Below are 19131 nucleotides of genomic sequence, written 5' to 3' on the forward strand. Positions count from 1 at the left end.
GGTCGCCGAGGACACTGGCCCCGACCTTGCTGCAACGAAAAAGACCGGTCATCCAGTATAGGTGGCCGGCCTTCGATTTCATCCTCTGGAATGCTCGCGGAACGACATGGCGCTACGTAACGCACGCGCTGGCTCGCGCGTAACAACGACGCAAAAGCGACCTCGCCAAGGCCGTGTCGAGGGCGCGCCGAGAACTCCGTTTGCGGCGAATTTCTCAATGAAATCAAAGTGCCGCAGCCAACGGCGACGCTGCTTCGACCGGCGTGCGCTCGCGTGGGCATCTTTCCTGCGACGTCCGAAACGAAAGTCAATATCTGGACGCTGCCTCAGGTAGCCAAGGGACGTACGCGCGGTCATGAATCTCTTTTGTCATCCCTTGCGGTCGGCACCGATGTCGTCGGTTTCGCAGATGCCGTGCGGCAGCACATTCCATGGCGCGTTGATCGTCGAAGACGATCCCGCAGTGGCCGACCGGATGCGGCGCATATTGGGCAGCCTGGCGCCCGGACGCCGCGTCGTGGTCGCATCCACACGCGCTGAAGCCTGCAGCCAGCTCGCCGCGCTGCCGTACGACCTCGTGCTGGTCGGCATGCGCCTGCCGTGCGGCGACGGCGTCTCCCTGATCCTTCACATACGCCAGACCTACCCGCACATCGAGACCATCGCCATGTCGGCGGCCGACGACCATGACCTGGTGAACGCCGCGATCTCCGCTGGCGCCATCGGCTACCTGCTGACCGAGGCGGACGACGCGGAGCTCTCTTTCCTGCTGCGCTCGATCGAACGGGGCGGCGCCCCGATGGATTCGCGGGTCGCGCGGCGCATCCTCGGCCTGATCGCCGCATCGGCAAAGACGCGGACGATCGAGCCGATACGTACCGCGCCCTCATCCGCACCGCGGCCCGCGCCGGTGCTCTTGTCTCCGCGCGAACTCAAGGTGCTGCGCCTGATCGCGCAGGGCTGGAGCAACCGGCAGATCGCCGAAGCGGTCTATCTGTCGGTCAATACGATCGAATTCCATGCCAAGAGCATCTACCGCAAGCTGGCCGTCAAATCGCGAACCCAGGCGGTTCACGAGGCCACGCAACACGGGCTTCTGAACTGAAGTCCGGCCGGCGGCAAGCCTCGTCGCCGCATGGCGGGCGCGCCGCACCACCCCCCGGCCGTCGGCCAGGCGCATGGCGGCCATTGAATATCCCTTCGGCGGCCCGCTACAATCGCCGGTTGACCCCTGCTCCAGCGAAGAAGACAAGAGGATCCCCATGAGTGACATGACCTCCGGCTCGCCCCGGATCGACACAAGCAAGCGGACGTGGTTGATCGCATCCAGCTGTGCCGGCGTAGCGGGCGGCGTGGCCACCGCAATTCCCTTTGTGAGCACTTTCCAGCCTTCCGAGAAGGCCAAGGCCGCTGGCGCAGCTGTCGAAGTCGACATCTCGGGCCTCAAGGTCGGCGACAAAATCACGGTCGAATGGCGTGGCAAGCCGGTCTGGATCCTCAAGCGCACGCAGGAGCAGGTTACCGAACTCGCCAAGCTGGACGGCCAGCTCGCGGATCCGCTCTCCAAGCGCCACCCTGACGAATTCACCCCCAAGTACGCTCAGAACGGACACCGGTCGATCAAGCCCGACGTGCTGGTCGTGGTTGGCATCTGCACCCACCTCGGTTGCTCGCCGACCGACCGCTTCCAGGCCGGCCCGCAGCCCTCGCTGCCGAACGACTGGGAAGGCGGCTTCCTCTGCCCCTGCCACGGCTCCACGTTCGATCTGGCCGGCCGCGTCTTCAAGAACAAGCCCGCACCCGACAACCTCCCTGTGCCTCCGCACATGTACCTGTCGGACACGAAGCTCCTGATCGGCGAAGACGCCAAGAAGGCCTGAGGCAGAAGAAGAACATGGCTGAATTCCACGAAATTTCCCCCAACGCGCCCGCCGGCGCCAAGCTGCTCAACTGGGTCGACAACCGCTTCCCGCTCAGCAAGCTCTGGAACGACCAGTGGGGCCAGTACTACGCGCCGAAGAATTTCAACTTCTGGTACATCTTCGGCTCGCTGGCGATGCTGGTCCTGGTGATCCAGATCGTCACCGGCATCTTCCTCGTGATGCACTACAAGCCCGACGCGAACCAGGCGTTCGCATCGGTCGAGTACATCATGCGCGACGTGCCGTGGGGCTGGCTGATCCGCTACATCCACTCGACGGGCGCCTCCGCGTTCTTCATCGTGGTGTACCTGCACATGTTCCGCGGCCTCATGTACGGCAGCTACCGGAAGCCCCGCGAGTTGATCTGGGTGTTCGGCTGCGCGATCTTCCTGTGCCTGATGGCCGAAGCCTTCATGGGCTACCTCTTGCCCTGGGGCCAGATGTCCTACTGGGGCGCCCAGGTGATCGTGAACCTGTTCGCCGCCATCCCGTTCGTCGGCCCCGACCTGGCCCTGCTGATCCGCGGCGACTACGTGGTGAGCGACGCCACGCTGAACCGCTTCTTCAGCTTCCACGTGATCGCCGTGCCGCTGGTGCTGCTCGGCCTGGTGGTGGCCCACCTGATCGCACTGCACGAAGTGGGTTCGAACAACCCCGACGGCATCGAGATCAAGGCCAAGCGCGGCGCCGACGGCCATCCGCTCGATGGCATTCCGTCGCATCCTTACTACACGGTGCACGACATCTTCGGCGTGGTGGTGTTCCTCACGATTTTCTCGGCCGTGATCTTCTTCGCGCCCGAAGCTGGTGGGTACTTCCTCGAGTACAACAACTTCATCCCCGCCGATTCGCTGAAGACGCCGAACCACATCGCCCCGGTCTGGTACTTCACGCCGTTCTATTCGATGCTGCGTGCGACCACCGACGACATGGTCAACGTGTTTGCGCTGATCATCGCCGCAGCGGCCGTCCTGAACTTCGTCAAGGGCAAGTCGAGCACTGCGCTGAAGATCGCGATCGTCGTCGTGGCGGCCGTGGTGATCTTCCTGCTCAAGGCCTTCGACGCCAAGTTCTGGGGCGTGCTCGTGATGGGCGGTGCGGTCATCATCCTGTTCTTCCTGCCCTGGCTCGACCACAGCGAGGTCAAGTCGATCCGCTACCGTCCGAGCTGGCACAAGTATGTGTACGGCCTGTTCGTCTTCTTCTTCCTGATCCTGGGCTACCTGGGCATCCAGCCGCCTGGCGTCTGGGGTGAGCTGGGCATCGGTTCGTTCAAGCTGGACATCGCGCAAACCATCTCGCAGATCGGCACGCTCGTCTATTTCGGCTTCTTCCTCCTGATGCCCTGGTGGAGCCGGAAGGGCGAATTCAAGACCGTGCCCGAGCGCGTGGTCTTCGCCGCCCACTGAGACGCCGACAAGTGCAAGAGAGCTTGAGAGAAACACGATGAAGAAAAGAATTTCCGGCTGGCTCGCGGTCATGGGTCTCGCACTGGGGCTGACCTTCTCCGCCGCCGCATCGGCCGAATCCGGGGGCATTGCATGGGACAAGGCGCCCAACAAGACCACCGACGTCGCTGCCCTGCAGAACGGCGCCAAGCTGTTCGTCAACTACTGCCTGAACTGCCACTCGGCGGCTTTCATGCGCTTCAACCGCCTGCAGGACATCGGCATCACCGAGCAGCAGATCAAGGACAACCTTCTGTTCACGACCGACAAGGTCGGCGAAACCATGAAGGCCAACATCGACGCCCGCCAGGCCAAGGAATGGTTCGGCACCACGCCGCCCGACCTCACGCTGGTCGCGCGCTCGCGCGCCGGCCACGGTGGCACCGGTGCCGACTATCTCTACACGTACCTGCGCACCTACTACCGCGACGACACCAAGGCCACCGGCTGGAACAACCTGGTGTTCCCGAGCGTCGCCATGCCCAACCCCATGTGGGAACTGCAGGGCGAGCGCCGGCCGGTCTATGCCAAGGTCGCGCAGCACGGTCATGAAACCGACGTGTTCAAGGGCTGGGAGCAAATCACGCCCGGCACCCTGACGCCGGTGCAGTACGACAATGCGGTTGGCGACCTGGTGAGCTACCTGCAGTGGATGGCCGAGCCCGCACAGAACACCCGTATCCGCATCGGCGTCTGGGTTCTGCTGTTCCTCGGCATGTCGGTGGTTTTCGTGTGGCGACTGAACGCCTCGTACTGGAAAGACGTCAAGTAGTTCCGTCCACGCCGACCGGGCGCCTCGTGCATCCGGTCCCACAGAGTGGGTTGCCAACGCGACCCACTCTTTTTGATTTTTAGGAGTCTCTCGCCATGATGGTCTTGTATTCAGGAACGACCTGCCCGTTTTCCCACCGCTGCCGCTTCGTGTTGTTCGAAAAGGGCATGGACTTCGAGATTCGCGACGTCGATCTCTACAACAAGCCCGAAGACATCAGCGTGATGAACCCGTACGGCCAGGTGCCCATCCTGGTCGAGCGCGACCTGATTCTGTACGAGTCGAACATCATCAACGAGTACATCGACGAGCGCTTCCCGCATCCGCAACTGATGCCCGGCGACCCGGTCGATCGCGCCCGCGTGCGCCTGTTCCTGCTCAACTTCGAGAAGGAACTGTTCGTGCACGTGGCCACGCTCGAGAACCGCACCGCCAAGGGCAACGAGAAGGCACTCGAAAAGGCCCGCTCGCACATCCGCGACCGCCTCACCCAGCTGGCCCCCGTGTTCCTCAAGAACAAGTACATGCTGGGCGACAATTTCTCGATGCTCGACGTGGCGATCGCGCCGCTGCTCTGGCGCCTCGACTACTACGGCATCGACCTCAGCAAGAACGCGGCACCGCTTCTGAAGTACGCTGAGCGCATCTTCTCGCGCCCGGCCTACATCGAAGCACTCACGCCTTCTGAAAAGGTCATGCGAAAGTAAGTAAGCTGCGCGCCTGCTTCCATCGTTCTTCGCCGTCTCTTTCATGATCAACGCGCTCGAGTCGTCCTCCACCCGCCCGTACCTCATCCGGGCGCTGTACGAATGGTGCACCGACAACGGGTTCACGCCCTATGTCGCGGTGCAGGTCGACGACACCGTCCAGGTTCCGCGCGAGTACGTGAAGAACGGCGAGATCGTGCTCAACATCAGCTTCGACGCGACCAGTTCGCTCAGGCTCGGCAACGATTTCATCGAGTTCAAGGCCCGTTTTGCGGGCAGTGCGCGGGAAATCAGCGTGCCGGTGGGGCGCGTGATTGCGATCTATGCACGCGAGAACGGGCAGGGCATGGCGTTTCCGGCGCCGACACCTGCTGCCGAGCATGACGGCGATGCGCCGGCAACGCCCACGGGCCCCGCACGCATGCCGTTGCGCGATGCCTCGCGCGGCACCGAAGGCGACGCCGGCAAGATCGTCCATCTGGTGACGGGCGAGGACGGCGGCGAAGTGATCGATGCAGGCAATGCCGGCTCGGCCACCGATCCTGTCGACGAGCCGCCGCGGCCTCCGGCCGGTGGCGGTTCGAGGCCGTCGCTCAAGCGCGTCAAGTAGTCGCAGGCAGCGGCACTACTAGAATCATGCACTGAAGAAATTCAGCCGCTTTAGCTCAATTGGTAGAGCACCCGCCTTGTAAGCGGAAGGTCGTCAGTTCGATTCCGACAAGCGGCACCATCACTTTGTCCAGAGAAGTCCAAGGACAGCCAAAACCCCTAGGTCAATCAAAGACTTAGGGGTTTTTTCTTGCCTCGACTGCTCGACCCATCGACCGCTTAAAAGCCGGCGCGTAGTCCCGCTGCGGTCGTTTGACCCATGATTCCATTGGCTTGCCTTTTCTTGGTAAAAAAGTCGGGTCACCTGGCTGCCGACAGTTCGGGCAATGGCGGGCGTTCAGCCCCTCTATTTAAAGTGAATGCTAAAGATTTAACCTAAAAATAAGAAATCTTCTCGCCCCTCCCTCTTCTGGACTTATTTCACGAGAAATGCGGATTCAATTTCGTTTTTCTCTTTTAAGTATCGAGTGGTAACCGCTTTTGATGCAATGACGCACTAAACTTGTATCTATAGTTTTCCATTGTCTTGGAATTGTTAATACTAAAGATTTATGTTGGAGGGGTATGCACGCGGATTTGGCATTGAAGATGATGTCAGACCTGTTCTGGACGGGGCTGCTGGTGTGCCTTCCCCTCTTGGGGCTGACCATGCTGGTCGGCATCGTGATCAGCGTGCTGCAAGTGGTCACGCAGGTCCAGGAAATGTCCCTGACGTTCGTTCCGAAGCTTGTTACTGCAGCTGCAGTGATGATCGTGGCGGGCCCTTGGATGCTTCGCAAGTTGACCCAGTTCACCGTCCAGCTCTGGAGCGGCATTCCCTCGATGTTCTGAATCAAGGACTCCTGTGAATGTTCTTCAGCTGCGTGCGGCGCCTGCACTGCCGGAGGTCGTGACGTCTGGAATCAATACATCTTGGCTGGTTGTCGTCGGCTTGCTGGCGTTGCGCTTGGCCGCAACTTTTGCCATGACGCCTGTGCTCTATGCGGTGCCGCTGCCCGCATCGGTGCGAGTGCTGCTCGTGGTTGGACTCTCGGTTGCGTTGGCATGGGGCTTGTCCGTCCCGGCTGGCGCAGAGATGGGGTGGGGCGCATTGCTTTCTGCAGCGATGGCGGAGCTTGCGCTTGGGGCCATGCTCGGCCTTGGCATTCTGCTGGCGTTTGGTGCCTTTGCCGTTGCGGGCCAGTTGCTGGACGTGCAGCTTGGCTTCGGCATCGCACAGGTTCTTGACCCGGTGACTCGACGTCCTGTGCCGATCCTTACGTCGGCCTTCGGCTATCTGGCGGTTCTGGTGTTCTTTCTTGTGAACGGGCATCACGCATTGTTGCGCGGCATCAGCTTCAGCATGGAGCGTTTTCCTGTCGGCGCCCCCTGGTCAATCGCCCATACCGTTGAGCCGATCCTGAAGCAGGCGACGGGTTTGTTCAGTCTGGGCTTCGCATTGGCCGCGCCCGTCGTGTTCTGCATCCTGCTGGTGGAGTTCGCGCTCGGTGTCGTGGGACGCAACTTGCCGCAGATGAACATGTTCACGATGGGCATCCCCGTCAAGATCCTTGTTGGGCTGATCGCGCTGTCGCTCTGGTTCGCGGGCATCGGTGGTGTCATGACGCGGGTCTACGCAAGCATCACGAGCACCTGGGATGCCGTCTTCGTCGCGGTGCCGCAGCCAGAGGGGCGGAGGCGCTGATGGCCGAGCAGGATCTCGATCGCAATGAAGCGGCAACGCCCTACAAGCTGCGGCAGGCACGCGAGCGCGGGCAAGTCGCAAAGAGCACGGACGTCGTCGCCGCCGTCGTGTTCGCTGTCGCCGTGGTCTATCTGACCTGGCGCGGGTTCGGTTCCGTTGCAAGTCAGTTCCGCTTCGATCAGGCCTTGCTCATCCAGGCCGGGCGAATGGATCCTTCGGGCGTCGGTCTCTGGCCGATGATCGAACGTGCTTTGCGCGCGGTCCTGATGTTGGTAGCGCCATTTTTCGCCACCATGATGCTGGCGGCGATTGTCAGCAACATGATGCAGACGGGTCCGGTACTTTCCTTCGAGCCCGTGAAGATCGACTTTGACCGTATCAATCCGGTCAACGGCCTCAAGAAGCTGTTCTCGATGCGTGTGCTGTTCGACACTGCGCGCGCCGTCATCAAGCTCACGCTGCTGACGCTGGTCGCCATCCTTGCGCTCAAGGCGTTGACAGGGCAGTTCTACGCGCTCGCCTCGCTGTCTGCCATCGGCTACCTGCGCATCCTGCTGGATGACGTCGCGAGCGTCGGGCTCAAGATGGCGCTGGTGCTCGGCCTGATCGCCTTGCTCGACCTCATGTACACGCGTCGTGAATTCGCCAAGAAGATGCGGATGAGCCAGCGCGAGCTCAAGGACGAAGCCAAGCACCGCGAGGGCGACCCTCGCATCCGCGCCCGCCTGCGCGAACTGCGCCGCGAGATGCTCAAGCGAAGCCTGGCGTTGCGCCAGACGCGCAATGCGGATGTGGTGATCACCAACCCGACTCACATCGCGGTGGCGCTGAAGTACGAGCACGGTCGCATGGCCTCGCCGCAACTGCTGGCCAAGGGAGCCGGACACATGGCCGCTGCCATGCGCGAGATTGCGGCGCGCCACCGCATCCCGGTGGTTCAGAACCCGGCCCTGGCACGGCGCATCTACAAGGAGTTGCCGGTAGACCATCCGGTGCCGCCGGAACTCTACGCGCAGGTCGCGCGCATCATCGTCTGGGTCTTTGCCATGCGGGAGCAGCAACAGCGCGGCCGCACCGCCACCGGAGCCGCATCGTGAACGCGTTGGCGCGTGTTCTCGGCAAGCACAGCGACATCGCGCTGGTGCTGCTCGTGCTCGGCGTGCTGGTGGTGCTTTTCGCACCCATTCCCAGTGGGCTGCTCGATTTTCTGATCCTGAGCAATTTCAGCTTCGCATTCCTGGTTCTGCTCCTGACCTTCTACATGGCGAGGCCGGTGGAGTTCTCGACCTTCCCGTCGCTGTTGCTGATTGCCACGCTGTTCCGCCTGTCGCTCAACGTGGCTGCCACGCGGCTGATTCTTTCCGATGGCGATGCGGGTCGGGTGATCGGCGCCATCGGCGCGTTCGTGGTGGGCGGCAACTATGTCATCGGCCTGATCGTCTTCCTGATCCTGATCGTGGTGCAGTACGTGGTGGTCACCAGCGGTGCGCAACGTGTCTCGGAGGTGGCCGCGCGTTTCACGCTCGACAGCATGCCCGGACAGCAGATGAGCATCGATGCCGACCTCAACATGGGCTTCATCGACCAGGCCGAAGCCCAACGCCGGCGCAAGAACATCGAGAAGGAAGCCGGCTTCTACGGCGCCATGGACGGGGCCAGCAAGTTCGTCAAGGGCGATGCGATCGCGGGCATCATCATCCTGCTGATCAACATCATCGGCGGGCTGGTGATCGGCGTGATGCAGCACGGCATGCCGTGGGGCCAAGCCCTGCAGACCTACACCCTGCTGACCATCGGTGACGGCATCGTGACGCAGGTGCCCGCACTCGTCATCGCCGTGGGCACAGGCATCATCGTCACCCGGTCGGCTTCCGATGCCAACCTGAGCCGCGAGGCATTGCGGCAGGTGAGCTCGTTTCCGAAGACGCTTCTTCTGGTGGCCATGGCCCTGGGCGGCCTGTTGCTCCTGCCTGGCATTCCCGCGCTGCCGACGCTGGCGCTCACGCTTTGTTTCCTGCTGGCTGCAACGATGCTCTATCGCGCAGCGAAGGCCAAGGCGGCCGATGCCGGCGCAGCCCAGGCGCCCGGTGCCGCGGCGACCGGCGACGTGGCCCCGGCGGCGGCCGACGGCTCCCCCGCTTCGCAGAGCGACGACCCCTACTCGCTGCTGCAAGTGGAGCCCATCGAGGTCCACCTCGGAACCAACTGGGTGCCGGTGATCAACCAGCCGGGCAGTGTCTTCATGGAGCGGATCGCCACGTTCCGCAAACAGCATGCGCAGGAGTTCGGTCTCGTGCTGCCGCGCGTCCGCTTCAAGGACTCGGCGCGCCTGTCGGCGGACCGGTACGAGATCCATCTCGACGGCGTGCTGGTCGGCAAGGGCGAAGCGCGCGCCGACAGGTTGCTCGCCATTCACCCCGCCGGCGACACAAAGTCCGTTCCGGGCGAGCCGACCCGGGATCCGACCTACGGCCTGCCGGCCCTCTGGATCGAAGAGAGCCAGCGCGAAGCGGCGAGCCAGGCGAAATACACGCTGGTCGATGCGCCCACCGTCTTCATGACGCACCTCACCGAGATGCTCCGGCGCGAGTCCGCGACGCTGCTCACGCGCGCCGAGGTCGACCGGTTGCTCGCCCGCGTCCGGCAGAGCCAGCCCGGGCTGGTCGAGGAGTTGATACCGACGGTGCTCTCGTCCAGCGATGTACAGAAGGTGCTGCAAAACCTGCTGAGAGAGAAGGTCTCGATCCGCCACGTGGAAGCGATTCTCGAGACACTGGCCGATGCAGGGCGAACGACCCGCGACGCCAATCAGCTGACCGAGATCGTTCGCCAGCGGCTGGGACACGCCATCTGCCAGGGCCTCCTTGGCGAAGCGACTTCGCTGCAGGTCCTGACGCTCGATCCCGCGATCGAGAGCCAGTTTCTGCAAAGCGTTCACGTGGCCACCGAAGCGGGAGGCGCGCAGCCCTTCGTGCTCGATCCGCGCTTGACCGAGCAACTGATGAAGCGCCTCGTGCAGCAGGCCGAACGCATGATGAAAAGCAACCTCCTGCCGGTGTTGCTCTGCGCGCCCGAACTGCGGCGCCATGTGCGTGCACTGTCCGAGCGGGTGATGCCTCACCTGCGCGTGCTGTCCATGTCCGAAGTGCCGCACACCATCGAGCTGAAGTCCTTCAGCGTCGTCCAGCTCTGAGATACCAGGAAACCCCTCCATGACCGACGTACTTGCCATCAGCCTGCAGAGCATGCAGCAGGACATGGCGCGCCTCGAACGCATCAGCATGAACATGGCGAACGCCACCACGCCCGGCTACAAGCGGGAGGTCGCCTCGTCGCTGCCGATGAACACCGGCGGCTTTTCCGATGCAGTGCGCAGCGCGGATGCCTCGCGGCTTGGCGCGCAAGCCAATGTATCGGGCAGTACCGCGGCCGCCGGGATGCTGCTCATCCAGACGGACGCCCGCCCCGGCACCCTCAAGTCGACCGGCCAGAGTCTCGATGTCGCATTGACCATGCCGGGCTTCTTCGAGATTTCCACCGAAGCCGGTCTCGCCTACACGCGCCAGGGCAGCTGGCAGCTCGACGCACGCGGCCGACTGGTTACTGCACAAGGCAATCCGGTCATGGGACAGGGCGGCGAGATCGTACTCACGCGTCCCAACCCCGTGATCGACGCCGCAGGGCAAGTGTTCGAGTCCAAGCCCGGCGGGGGCGCGGAAGCAACGCCCGTTGCCCAACTGAAGGTCGTGCAGTTCGACAACGCGAAAGACTTCAGGCGCGTGGGCGACGGCCTCCTGAATACCGATCAGGCGCCCACCCAGCTCGCGGACGGCGATGTACAACTGCGCCAGGGCTTCCTCGAGAACTCGAACGTGAGTTCGATGCAGGAGATGGTGCAGCTGATCCAGTCGATGCGGCACTTCGAGTCGATGCAGAGGGTTGCGCTCGGCTACGACGAAATGATCGGTGGCGCAGTGCGCAAGCTCGGCGAGCTTTCGTAATCAGCATCGCCCTCCACTTTTATTTTTCAACAGGGACACAAACCATGTTCGATGCCCTCTACATCAGTGCCACCGGCATGCAGGCGCAGCAGCTGAATGTCGACACCATTGCCAACAACCTGGCCAATGTCAACACCACCGGGTTCAAGAAGAGCAAGATCAGCTTCACCGACCTGATGGTTCGCGAGGCCGGGCGCCTGGCGCCCTCACAGGAAGAAGCGGGCATCGTTGGAGGAGGGAGCCGTTTGGGTGCCGGCGTTGGCATCGCCTCCACCTCCAAGCTGTTCGACATGGGTGATCTCAAGAAGACCGAATCAGCCTTCGACATCGCGATCCAGGGTGAGGGCTTCCTCGAAGTGACGATGCCCGACGGTTCGAGCGCCTACACGCGTGGTGGCACTTTCAAGATCAATCGCGACGGCCTGCTGGCCACCTCGGGCGGCTTTCCGCTCAAGCCCAACCTTGCCATTCCGGACAACGCCCAGAACATGCAGATCGACAGCGACGGGCGCGTGCGCATCCAGGTCGCGGGCCAGGCGACGCCGGTCGAACTGGGCCAACTGGAGTTGGTGCGTTTCACGAGTCCTTCCGGCTTGATGGCGCAGGGCGACAACCTCTATCGCTCGAGCCCCAACTCTGGCGAAGCAATTTCCGGCAAGGCGGCCGAGGACGGCATGGGCAGCATGGCGCAGGGCTTCCTGGAGGGATCGAATGTCAAGCTGACCGAAGAAATGGTGAGTCTCATGGTGGCCCAGCGCGTGTATGAAGCCAACGTGAAGGTCATGCAGGCATCGGACGAGATGCTGGGGATGATCAATGGTTTACGCAAGTAGTCGCGCGCGGGCCGTGCTGCGGGCTTTGCGTACAGCCGTTGCGATGGCGAGCGTTCTGGCATTGCCGGCGGTCGCGGCCGGGCAGCCTCCGGTCGAACCGCTGGTCTCGATCGAGCTGCGCCCGCAGGTCAAGCTCGACCAGGGCAGTGTTCGCCTGGGCGACATTGCATTCCTGACCACGCGCGATCTGCCGACGCTGCGGCGATTGATGGCGCTTCCGCTCGGTCCGTCACCGCGGCCCGGGTCGCCAGCCCTGCTGGACCGCGACACCATCGCGCGATGGGTCGAGGCACGCAGCGGCTTGCAGACCGTGGACAGCGCCTTGCGCGTGCAGTCGCCCGCCATCCGGTGGACCGGCGCGAGCGAAACCGAGATCGAAAGCGCCGCACAGCGGCTGCCGGGCGAGACGGTCGTGAGTGCGGCGCGTTCGGCGCTTCTGAACTGGCTCTCCCAGCGCAGCGTGCGCGCCGAAGTCGAGCCTGTGTCGACCGCCCGCGATCTGCTGTTGCCGCCCGGCGTGCCGACGCTGCGTGTGCGTCCACTTGCCAACCAGGCGCAGCCTACGCGGCGCATGCTGGTGTGGGTCGACGCCTGGGTCGACGACCGCTTCGTGCGAACGACGGCCGTCACCTTTGAGGTCGGCGCATGGGCGCCGGTTGCCGTGGCCACCACCGATGTCGGGCGTGGCGCCACCGTCGATCCGGTCATGCTTGGCGGTGCGATGGAAACGCGCGAAGTCGACCTGACCACGGTCAGGCAGGGCACGCCCGTGGCCGCCAAGGCCGGCGGCGAATCGGCGGACGGCCGCCAGCGCCTGCGGCGTCCGCTGCGGCCGGGCGAGGTGCTCACCAGCGCGCATCTCGAGGCCACGCCCGCGGTCATGCGCGGCAACTGGGCGCATCTGCTGGCGCGCAGCGGCGATGTGTCGGTCGAAAGCCGTGTCGAGGTGCTCCAGGACGGACGCCAGGGCCAGGTCGTGCGCGTCAAGGTGCCCGGATCGAGCGGCGAAGTGCTGGCTCGCGTGACGGGGCCGGGGCAGGTCGAGGTGCAGCCATGAGAGCCTTGTCGCTGAAGAGCGTGCGCGCGGGGCTGAGCCTTGCGGCGTTCGCCCTGGTGTTGTCCGCTTCCCTGCCGGCGGCTGCCGAGAGCCTTTATCAAGAGGGCAGCTTCCGTCCGCTCACCGCGGACAACAAGGCATTCCGCGTCGGGGATTCGCTCACCGTCCAGGTCTTCGAAAACTCGTCGGCATCGACCAGTGCCGACACCGGCACCCGGCGCAACAACGACATCTCCGGCTCGGTCACGCAGACCGGCAACAGGGTGGTGGGACAGCTGGGCATCGGCGTGGCCGGGGGGTTCGACGGCGGAGGCCGCACCCAGCGCGCCAACAAGCTGCTCGCCACGCTGACCGTGACGGTCCAGGAGGTGCTCGCCAGCGGCGAGTTGCGCGTGGCCGGCGAGCAGCTGCTGACGGTCAACGAAGAGTTGCAGAAGGTCAACCTGGAAGGACGGGTGCGGCCGCAGGACATCTCCGATGGCAACGTGGTTCTCTCGACCCGGTTGGCCGATGCCCGCATCACCTATGTGGGCGAGGGCGATGTGACCGACCGCGCACGCCGCAGCGGATGGCGGAAAGTTTTTGATTGGTTGGGATTCTGATGCGCCGGATGATTTCAACCCTGTCGCTGCGCTGTGCGCTGTCCGTCGCCATCCTGTGCGTCGGGCTCTCCGTCGCGCATGCGGCCGACGCCATACGCGTCAAGGACCTTGGCAAGCTCAAGGGATGGCGCGACAACGCGCTGTTCGGCACCGGCATCGTCACCGGTCTCGCCGGCACCGGGGATTCGCCGGCGAACCGCGCCACGCGCCAGTCGCTCGCCAACGTGCTGTCGCAGTTCAACCTGACGATCGCGCCGGAAGCCGTGCAGAGCCGCAACGTCGCCGTCGTGATGGTCAGTGCAAGCCTGCCGACCTTCGCGCGCGAAGGCGACACGCTCGACGTGACCGTGAGTTCGGCTGGCGATGCGCGCAGCCTGGTGGGCGGAACGCTGCTGATCACGCCGCTGAAAGGGGCGAATGGCAAGGTCTATGCGCTGGCCCAAGGCGGCCTGTCGGTCGGCGGCTATCGCTATGACGCGAACGGCAATGTGGTCCAGAAGAACCATCCGACCTCCGGGTCGGTGCCGAACGGCGCGACGGTCGAAGTGGGCGTCAACGCGGCCATGATCGACGAACAGCAGAACGTGACCTTCGTGCTCTCCGAGCCCGACTACACCACGGCCAGCCGGGTCGCGACCGCCATCAACAGCCAGTTGGGCGGTGGCCTGGCGAAAGCGAAGGATGCCTCCGGCATCGAGATCGCCGTGCCACCGGCACAGCGCGCCGAGTTGGTGAGCCTTTTCACCCGCATCGAGAACGTGATGGTCGAGCCCGACCGGCGCGCCAAGGTGGTCATCAACGAGCGCACTGGCACGGTGGTGTCGGGCGGCGATGTGCGGATCTCGAAGGTGGCCATCTCGCACGGCGACATCAAGATCGCGATCTCCAGCCAGAACACCGCCTCGCAGCCGTTCAACATCTGGAACGGCGGCCCGGACATCCGCACCGCGATCGTGACCAACACACGCGTCGATGTCGACGAGCAGGGCGGCACTGGCTTCGTGACCGGGTCCAACACCGTGTCCGATCTCGTGCAGTCGCTCGCGCGGCTCAAGACCAGCACCCGCGATGTGATTTCGATCCTGCGCGCCGTCAAGGCCGCGGGTGCACTGCATGGGGAACTGGTCGTTCAGTGACCATGCCGCGCCAGGCGATTCAACACCCGCTCATCCCCAGGAAGCCTCCGGAGACAGATATGACAGATGGAATCGAAGCCGTGACCCGATCGGTGCTGGCATTGGCACTCGACGCGGCCAGCCTGCGGCAGCAGGCCATTTCGGCCAACATTGCCAATGCCAACGCGATCGGCTACGTGCCGCAGCGCGTGAGCTTCGAGGAGCAACTCGTGGACGCGCGTCGCAGCATGGCGCAGACGGGGCGGGTCGATGCATTCGCCTTGGGCGACGTTCGCCCGCGCATGGAGGCCGTGGTGGACAGCCAGGGTGTTCCCGCGCAGGTGCAACTGGACATGGAGGCGGCCGACATGGCCCGCAACGCGGTGCAGTACCAGGCGCTTGTCAAAGGCCTCTCGCGTCATTTCGCAATTCTTTCAATGGCTGCCGGCGACGGCAGGAAATAGCCATGGACTACATGCAATCTTTTGCCATCAGCGCGGCCGGCATGAACGTCGAGCGCATGCGCGTCGATGTCGCGGCGCTCAACTTGGCCAATGCCAACACGGTGCAAGGCGTGGGCGGCAGCAGCTATCAGCCGCTTCGCGTGCTGGCGGAAGCGCAATCACCGGCAGGTACCTTGCCGGGTGCCGATGCCGGCGGCTTCGGTGCACTGGTCAGTCGGGGGCTGGCAGGCGGCGACATCGCGTCGCAGGCCGGCCCCATGGCGCGCATCGTTCCTGCCAACATCGCCCCCCGACTGGTGTACGAGCCGGGCCATCCCCTCGCCAACGAGCGCGGCTTCGTGGCCTACGCGGGAATCGACACCGCGACCGAGATGGTCAGCATGATGAGCGCCACCCGTGCCTACGAGGCGAATGTGTCGGCCATGAACACGGCCCGCACGCTGGCGCTCAGGGCGCTCGATATCGGAGGCAACGCATGACAGCCTTTCTTCCAGTCGAGGCGCTGTCCGCGCTTTCCCAGCAGGCGCAGTCCATGGTGGCGGCGACCAACGCGCAGTCGCTGCAAGGTCCCGCATCGGCCATGGCACCGGACGCTTCGGCCGCGCCGGTTGCAGGCTCGTTCGGGCAGTTGGTGTCCGATGGACTTTCGCAGGTCAACAGCCAGTTGATCGGCAGCCAGGTCGATCTGCAGAAGCTCGCGATGGGCGACGCGCAGAACCTGCACCAGATCATGATCAATCTGGAGGAAAGCCGCGTTTCCTTCCAGCTGATGATGCAGGTGCGCAGCCGCCTGCTTGAGGCCTACCAAGACGTCATGAAGATGCCGATATGAATTTCTGGCAAGGACTCACGCAGCGCGCGCGCGTCGGATTCGTCGGCGGGGCGCTGGCCATTCTGCTGGCAACCGCCGGGGTTGCATGGTGGATATTCCACACCGAATACCAGGCACTGTTCACCGACCTGAAGCCGCAGGATGCCCAGGCGATGACGACGGAGCTGGAGCGTCTCAAGATTCCCTACCGCCTCGGCGACAGCGGTACCTCGATCCTGGTCGACAAGGCGACGGTGCACGCCACCCGCATCAAGCTGATGGGCAAGGAACTGCCGCTGCAGGGCGCGGTCGGGCTCGAGTTGTTCAACAACACCGACTTCGGCATGACGGAGTTCGCGCAGAAGATCAACTACCAGCGCGCACTGCAAGGTGAACTCACCCGTACGATCCAGTCGCTGTCGGAGGTGCGCGAAGTCCGTGTGCTGCTGGCRCTGCCCGAGCAAGGACTGTTCAAGCAGGCGACTTCGAAAGCGAAGGCATCGATCACCCTCACGATGCGGCAAGGCCAGGCACTGCGCGCGGAGCAGGTGGTCGGCGTCCAGCGCCTGGTGGCCGCCGCCGTGCCCGGCATGGCAACGCAGGACGTCACGATCGTCGATGGCCACGGCGTGGCGCTGACGCGCGCAGAGGGCAGCAACGGCGAAGCCGAGGTGAACGGTGCAAGGCTCGAGCTCAAGCGCGACACCGAGGCCTATCTTTCGCGCAAGGTTGCAGCGGTTCTCGATCGCAGCTTCGGCGTGGGGCAGGCCCTTGCCAGCGTCGACGTCACGCTGAACATGGATCAGATCCGCACCACGACGGAAGACGTGTTGCCCGCCGCAACGCGCTCCGGCCTGCAGGCCACGGGCGTGGTGGTGCGCGAACGCGAAGTCCTCCGCGACAGCGGAGCGTCGCTCGACACCAAGGTGAGCGATGCCGGCAGTTCGCGCAACGGGAGTGCGCAGCGCGACGTCGAATAYGCGGTGGGCCGCCGGGTCGAACAGGTGGTCAGCCAACCCGGTTCCATCCGGCGCATCCAGGTGGTGGCCGTGGTGCGCAAGGCATTGGATGCGGCCCAGGAGGAGCAACTGCGAAAGGTCATTGCCGCAGCAGTGGGTGCTTCGACCGACCGCGGTGATGCGGTGGTCGTCCAGTCGCTGGTGGGTGGCACCATCCAGGCGCCCGATGCGCCGACCGCCGTCGCAGGCAGCGCGGAGGCCACGGCGGTCGAAGAGGGTGTTGCTGCCAATCCTGTCGGAGCGGCCCTGTTCGGCCAAGGCGCGCCCTCTCTGCTGCAACTGTTGCTTGGCGGACTCCTGCTCGCCGTCCTGGCCGTGCTGCTTTTCAGGGCCGGTCGCCGCGGCGGACCGTCGAATGGCAAGGATTCCGGCCGGGCGCCGCTCTCGGAAGCAGAGCGCGCAGCCGCCTTGCGACGAGTGCGCGACTGGATGCGCGAACCTGGCGTTGGCCCCGCTGCCGTCGGCACCGTGGGCGCGAGGGGGCGCAACGGATGATGTCAGTGCCTCGTCCTTTCCAGGCACCCAACGCCGGTACCGGCGTGCCCGAATCGCGCGGCGCCCGCCATGCGGCACTGTTGCTGCATGCGATGTCCCCGGAAGACCGGTCATGGATGCTCGAGGCGCTGCCCGCGTCGGAGCGCGCGGGCCTGATGCCGCTTCTGGCGGAGTTGGAAGCCCTGGGCATCGAAAGAGATCCCGCGCTGATCGACGACGCGACCGCCGGTGCGTCTTCTGCCGCAATGCCGGAACAGGAGTTCGCGGCCGTGGCCCCGCAGCCGTTTCCCGTATCGGACGAAGCCATGCTTCATGCGCTCGATGACAACCAGGTGCGTGAGCTCGTGGCGTGCCTGCGGACCGAGCCAGTGGGCCTGATCGCCGAGTGCCTGCGTCTGGCCGACTGGCCATGGCGCGAAGACTTGCTCGCCGCGCTGGAGCCCGGTCAGCGGCGACGGATCGAAGCCAGCCTGTCTGCAACGGCGCCAGGATTCCAGACGCCGCCTGGCATGCGTGCGGCATTGATCTCGACGGTGGCAGCGCGGTTGCGGGAGCGCCCTGTCGGCGAAGCACCCGCGGCGGCGCCGTGGCACAGGCTGAGGCATTCGTTCAGCCAGGTGTTTCGAGGCGCATCGTTGCGTCAGGGCTGGAGCCGATGAATCCCAGGTTGCCACACCAGGGCGACGCCGCGGCGCCGGACGCCGACTTGCGTGCGCAGGTGGTCGTCCTGCGTGATGTCGTCATGCAGGGGCAAGTGGCGCTGGCGCGCCCTCGCGGCCGGGACAACCAAGGCCCCGGCGGCCAGCAGGTGCCGGCGCAGCTTTCCACTCCCGGCCTGGTGTCGGTGCAATCCAGCCGGAAGCCGAAGCCCGACGCCCCGACGCAGGGCATGGAAGCGTCCACGCCGACCGGTTCTCCAGGGAGCGCACCGGATGCCTGGGCCGATCTGGCCCGGGTCGAAGAAGAAGCCCGTCAGCGAGGCTACGAAGAGGGCTTTGCCAAAGGCAGTATCGAGGGGCGCGCACGTGGCGACGAAGAGTCCAGGCTGCTTGCCGCACAGGCTGCCGAGAAGGCTTCCCGCGACCTGGAAGATCACGCCGAGCGCATGACGCGGGAGCTGCAGCAGCAGGCCCAGGCTGGCTACCAAGCGCGCGTCCAGGTGCTGGATGGCCTGATTGCGGCATTGCCGCCGAGGATCGAAGCGCGACTCGCTGCCGCGGAAGACGACATGCTCGCGCTGTGCTTCGAGGTCGTCTGCCGCACGCTGGGCGAAGGCGCCGTGCAGCCTGAGGCGATGCGGGCGCAACTGGCACAGGCGATGGACAGGCTGCGCAGCCGGAAGCTGGTGGCGATTCACGTGCACCCCGACGATCTGGCCATGCTCCAGAAGGGCCAGGGCTTGACGCAGGGCCTCCTGGGCGGACTGGGCGGGGCCGACGTGCAATGGGTTGCCAGCGCCGATGTGGCATTGGGCGGCTGCATCCTGCAATCGCCCGAAGGCGGGCTCGACGCCCGCTTCGAGACCCAACTGGCCGCGTTGCGCGAGCTGCTGCTGCAAACCCGGGCCGCGGCCCGCGCCGTGGAGGCATGAG

General features: G+C 64.6%; 21 protein-coding genes and 1 tRNA gene. All 22 read left to right on the top strand.

Annotated elements, in window-relative coordinates; all coding sequences use genetic code 11:
- The first annotated feature begins 439 nt into the window (after positions 1-439).
- The 22 genes from AC1DXX_RS10870 to AC1DXX_RS10975 all read left to right on the top strand — a co-directional run bounded on the left by AC1DXX_RS10870 (position 440) and on the right by AC1DXX_RS10975 (position 19130).
- Positions 440-1105 carry a LuxR C-terminal-related transcriptional regulator gene (locus AC1DXX_RS10870; protein WP_478134195.1) on the top strand — a complete coding sequence of 222 codons (666 nt, stop codon included), beginning with the start codon at positions 440-442 and terminating at the stop codon, positions 1103-1105.
- A gap of 157 nt (positions 1106-1262) precedes the next feature.
- The gene (gene petA, locus AC1DXX_RS10875) at positions 1263-1880 is read left to right on the top strand and encodes a ubiquinol-cytochrome c reductase iron-sulfur subunit (protein WP_478134196.1); all 618 of its coding nucleotides are present in this window, start codon (positions 1263-1265) and stop codon (positions 1878-1880) included.
- Between the two features lie 14 nt (positions 1881-1894).
- The gene (locus AC1DXX_RS10880; RefSeq protein ID WP_478134197.1) at positions 1895-3331 is read left to right on the top strand and encodes a cytochrome b; all 1437 of its coding nucleotides are present in this window, start codon (positions 1895-1897) and stop codon (positions 3329-3331) included.
- 37 nt (positions 3332-3368) lie between these two features.
- Positions 3369-4142: a cytochrome c1 gene (locus AC1DXX_RS10885; RefSeq protein ID WP_478134198.1), complete on the top strand. Its 774-nt coding sequence runs from the start codon at positions 3369-3371 to the stop codon at positions 4140-4142.
- 95 nt (positions 4143-4237) lie between these two features.
- A complete protein-coding gene (locus AC1DXX_RS10890; RefSeq protein WP_062473683.1) occupies positions 4238-4849 on the top strand; it encodes a glutathione S-transferase N-terminal domain-containing protein in 612 nt (203 codons plus the stop codon).
- Positions 4850-4892: 43 nt separating this feature from the next.
- Complete coding sequence (locus tag AC1DXX_RS10895) at positions 4893-5459, top strand: ClpXP protease specificity-enhancing factor (protein WP_478134199.1); 567 nt, start codon at positions 4893-4895, stop codon at positions 5457-5459.
- 44 nt (positions 5460-5503) lie between these two features.
- Positions 5504-5579 (top strand) — tRNA-Thr (locus AC1DXX_RS10900).
- A gap of 443 nt (positions 5580-6022) precedes the next feature.
- Positions 6023-6289, top strand: coding sequence for a flagellar biosynthetic protein FliQ (locus tag AC1DXX_RS10905; protein WP_478134200.1), 267 nt, complete (start codon positions 6023-6025; stop codon positions 6287-6289).
- Between the two features lie 13 nt (positions 6290-6302).
- Positions 6303-7142: a flagellar biosynthetic protein FliR gene (locus AC1DXX_RS10910; protein ID WP_478134201.1), complete on the top strand. Its 840-nt coding sequence runs from the start codon at positions 6303-6305 to the stop codon at positions 7140-7142.
- Entirely contained in the window at positions 7142-8239 is a 1098-nt protein-coding gene (locus tag AC1DXX_RS10915; protein WP_478134202.1) for an EscU/YscU/HrcU family type III secretion system export apparatus switch protein, read from the top strand. The genes AC1DXX_RS10910 and AC1DXX_RS10915 overlap by 1 nt, the downstream gene beginning before the upstream one ends.
- A complete protein-coding gene (flhA, locus tag AC1DXX_RS10920; RefSeq protein ID WP_478134203.1) occupies positions 8236-10335 on the top strand; it encodes a flagellar biosynthesis protein FlhA in 2100 nt (699 codons plus the stop codon). The genes AC1DXX_RS10915 and flhA overlap by 4 nt, the downstream gene beginning before the upstream one ends.
- Positions 10336-10354: 19 nt before the next feature.
- On the top strand, positions 10355-11143 hold the full coding sequence (locus tag AC1DXX_RS10925) for a flagellar hook-basal body protein (protein ID WP_478134204.1): 789 nt from the start codon (positions 10355-10357) through the stop codon (positions 11141-11143).
- 44 nt (positions 11144-11187) lie between these two features.
- The gene (gene flgG, locus AC1DXX_RS10930) at positions 11188-11976 is read left to right on the top strand and encodes a flagellar basal-body rod protein FlgG (RefSeq protein WP_478134205.1); all 789 of its coding nucleotides are present in this window, start codon (positions 11188-11190) and stop codon (positions 11974-11976) included.
- Positions 11977-12019: 43 nt separating this feature from the next.
- Positions 12020-13033, top strand: coding sequence for a flagellar basal body P-ring formation chaperone FlgA (gene flgA / locus AC1DXX_RS10935; RefSeq protein ID WP_478134206.1), 1014 nt, complete (start codon positions 12020-12022; stop codon positions 13031-13033).
- Positions 13030-13635: a flagellar basal body L-ring protein FlgH gene (locus AC1DXX_RS10940; RefSeq protein ID WP_478134207.1), complete on the top strand. Its 606-nt coding sequence runs from the start codon at positions 13030-13032 to the stop codon at positions 13633-13635. The genes flgA and AC1DXX_RS10940 overlap by 4 nt, the downstream gene beginning before the upstream one ends.
- Positions 13636-13643: 8 nt before the next feature.
- Positions 13644-14771, top strand: coding sequence for a flagellar basal body P-ring protein FlgI (locus AC1DXX_RS10945; RefSeq protein WP_478134208.1), 1128 nt, complete (start codon positions 13644-13646; stop codon positions 14769-14771).
- A 59-nt stretch (positions 14772-14830) separates the two neighbouring features.
- Entirely contained in the window at positions 14831-15214 is a 384-nt protein-coding gene (locus AC1DXX_RS10950; protein WP_478134209.1) for a flagellar basal body rod protein FlgB, read from the top strand.
- A 2-nt stretch (positions 15215-15216) separates the two neighbouring features.
- The gene (gene flgC / locus AC1DXX_RS10955) at positions 15217-15693 is read left to right on the top strand and encodes a flagellar basal body rod protein FlgC (protein WP_478134210.1); all 477 of its coding nucleotides are present in this window, start codon (positions 15217-15219) and stop codon (positions 15691-15693) included.
- Entirely contained in the window at positions 15690-16046 is a 357-nt protein-coding gene (gene fliE, locus AC1DXX_RS10960; protein WP_478134211.1) for a flagellar hook-basal body complex protein FliE, read from the top strand. Before flgC ends, fliE begins: the two co-directional genes overlap by 4 nt.
- Entirely contained in the window at positions 16043-17539 is a 1497-nt protein-coding gene (fliF, locus tag AC1DXX_RS10965) for a flagellar basal-body MS-ring/collar protein FliF (RefSeq protein ID WP_478134212.1), read from the top strand. The genes fliE and fliF overlap by 4 nt, the downstream gene beginning before the upstream one ends.
- 44 nt (positions 17540-17583) lie before the next feature.
- The gene (locus AC1DXX_RS10970; RefSeq protein WP_478134213.1) at positions 17584-18198 is read left to right on the top strand and encodes a hypothetical protein; all 615 of its coding nucleotides are present in this window, start codon (positions 17584-17586) and stop codon (positions 18196-18198) included.
- Positions 18195-19130 carry a FliH/SctL family protein gene (locus tag AC1DXX_RS10975; RefSeq protein WP_478134214.1) on the top strand — a complete coding sequence of 312 codons (936 nt, stop codon included), beginning with the start codon at positions 18195-18197 and terminating at the stop codon, positions 19128-19130. The genes AC1DXX_RS10970 and AC1DXX_RS10975 overlap by 4 nt, the downstream gene beginning before the upstream one ends.
- The last annotated feature ends 1 nt before the right edge of the window (position 19131 follow it).

It is taken from the genome of Variovorax sp. P4_B10 (genome assembly GCF_056402375.1).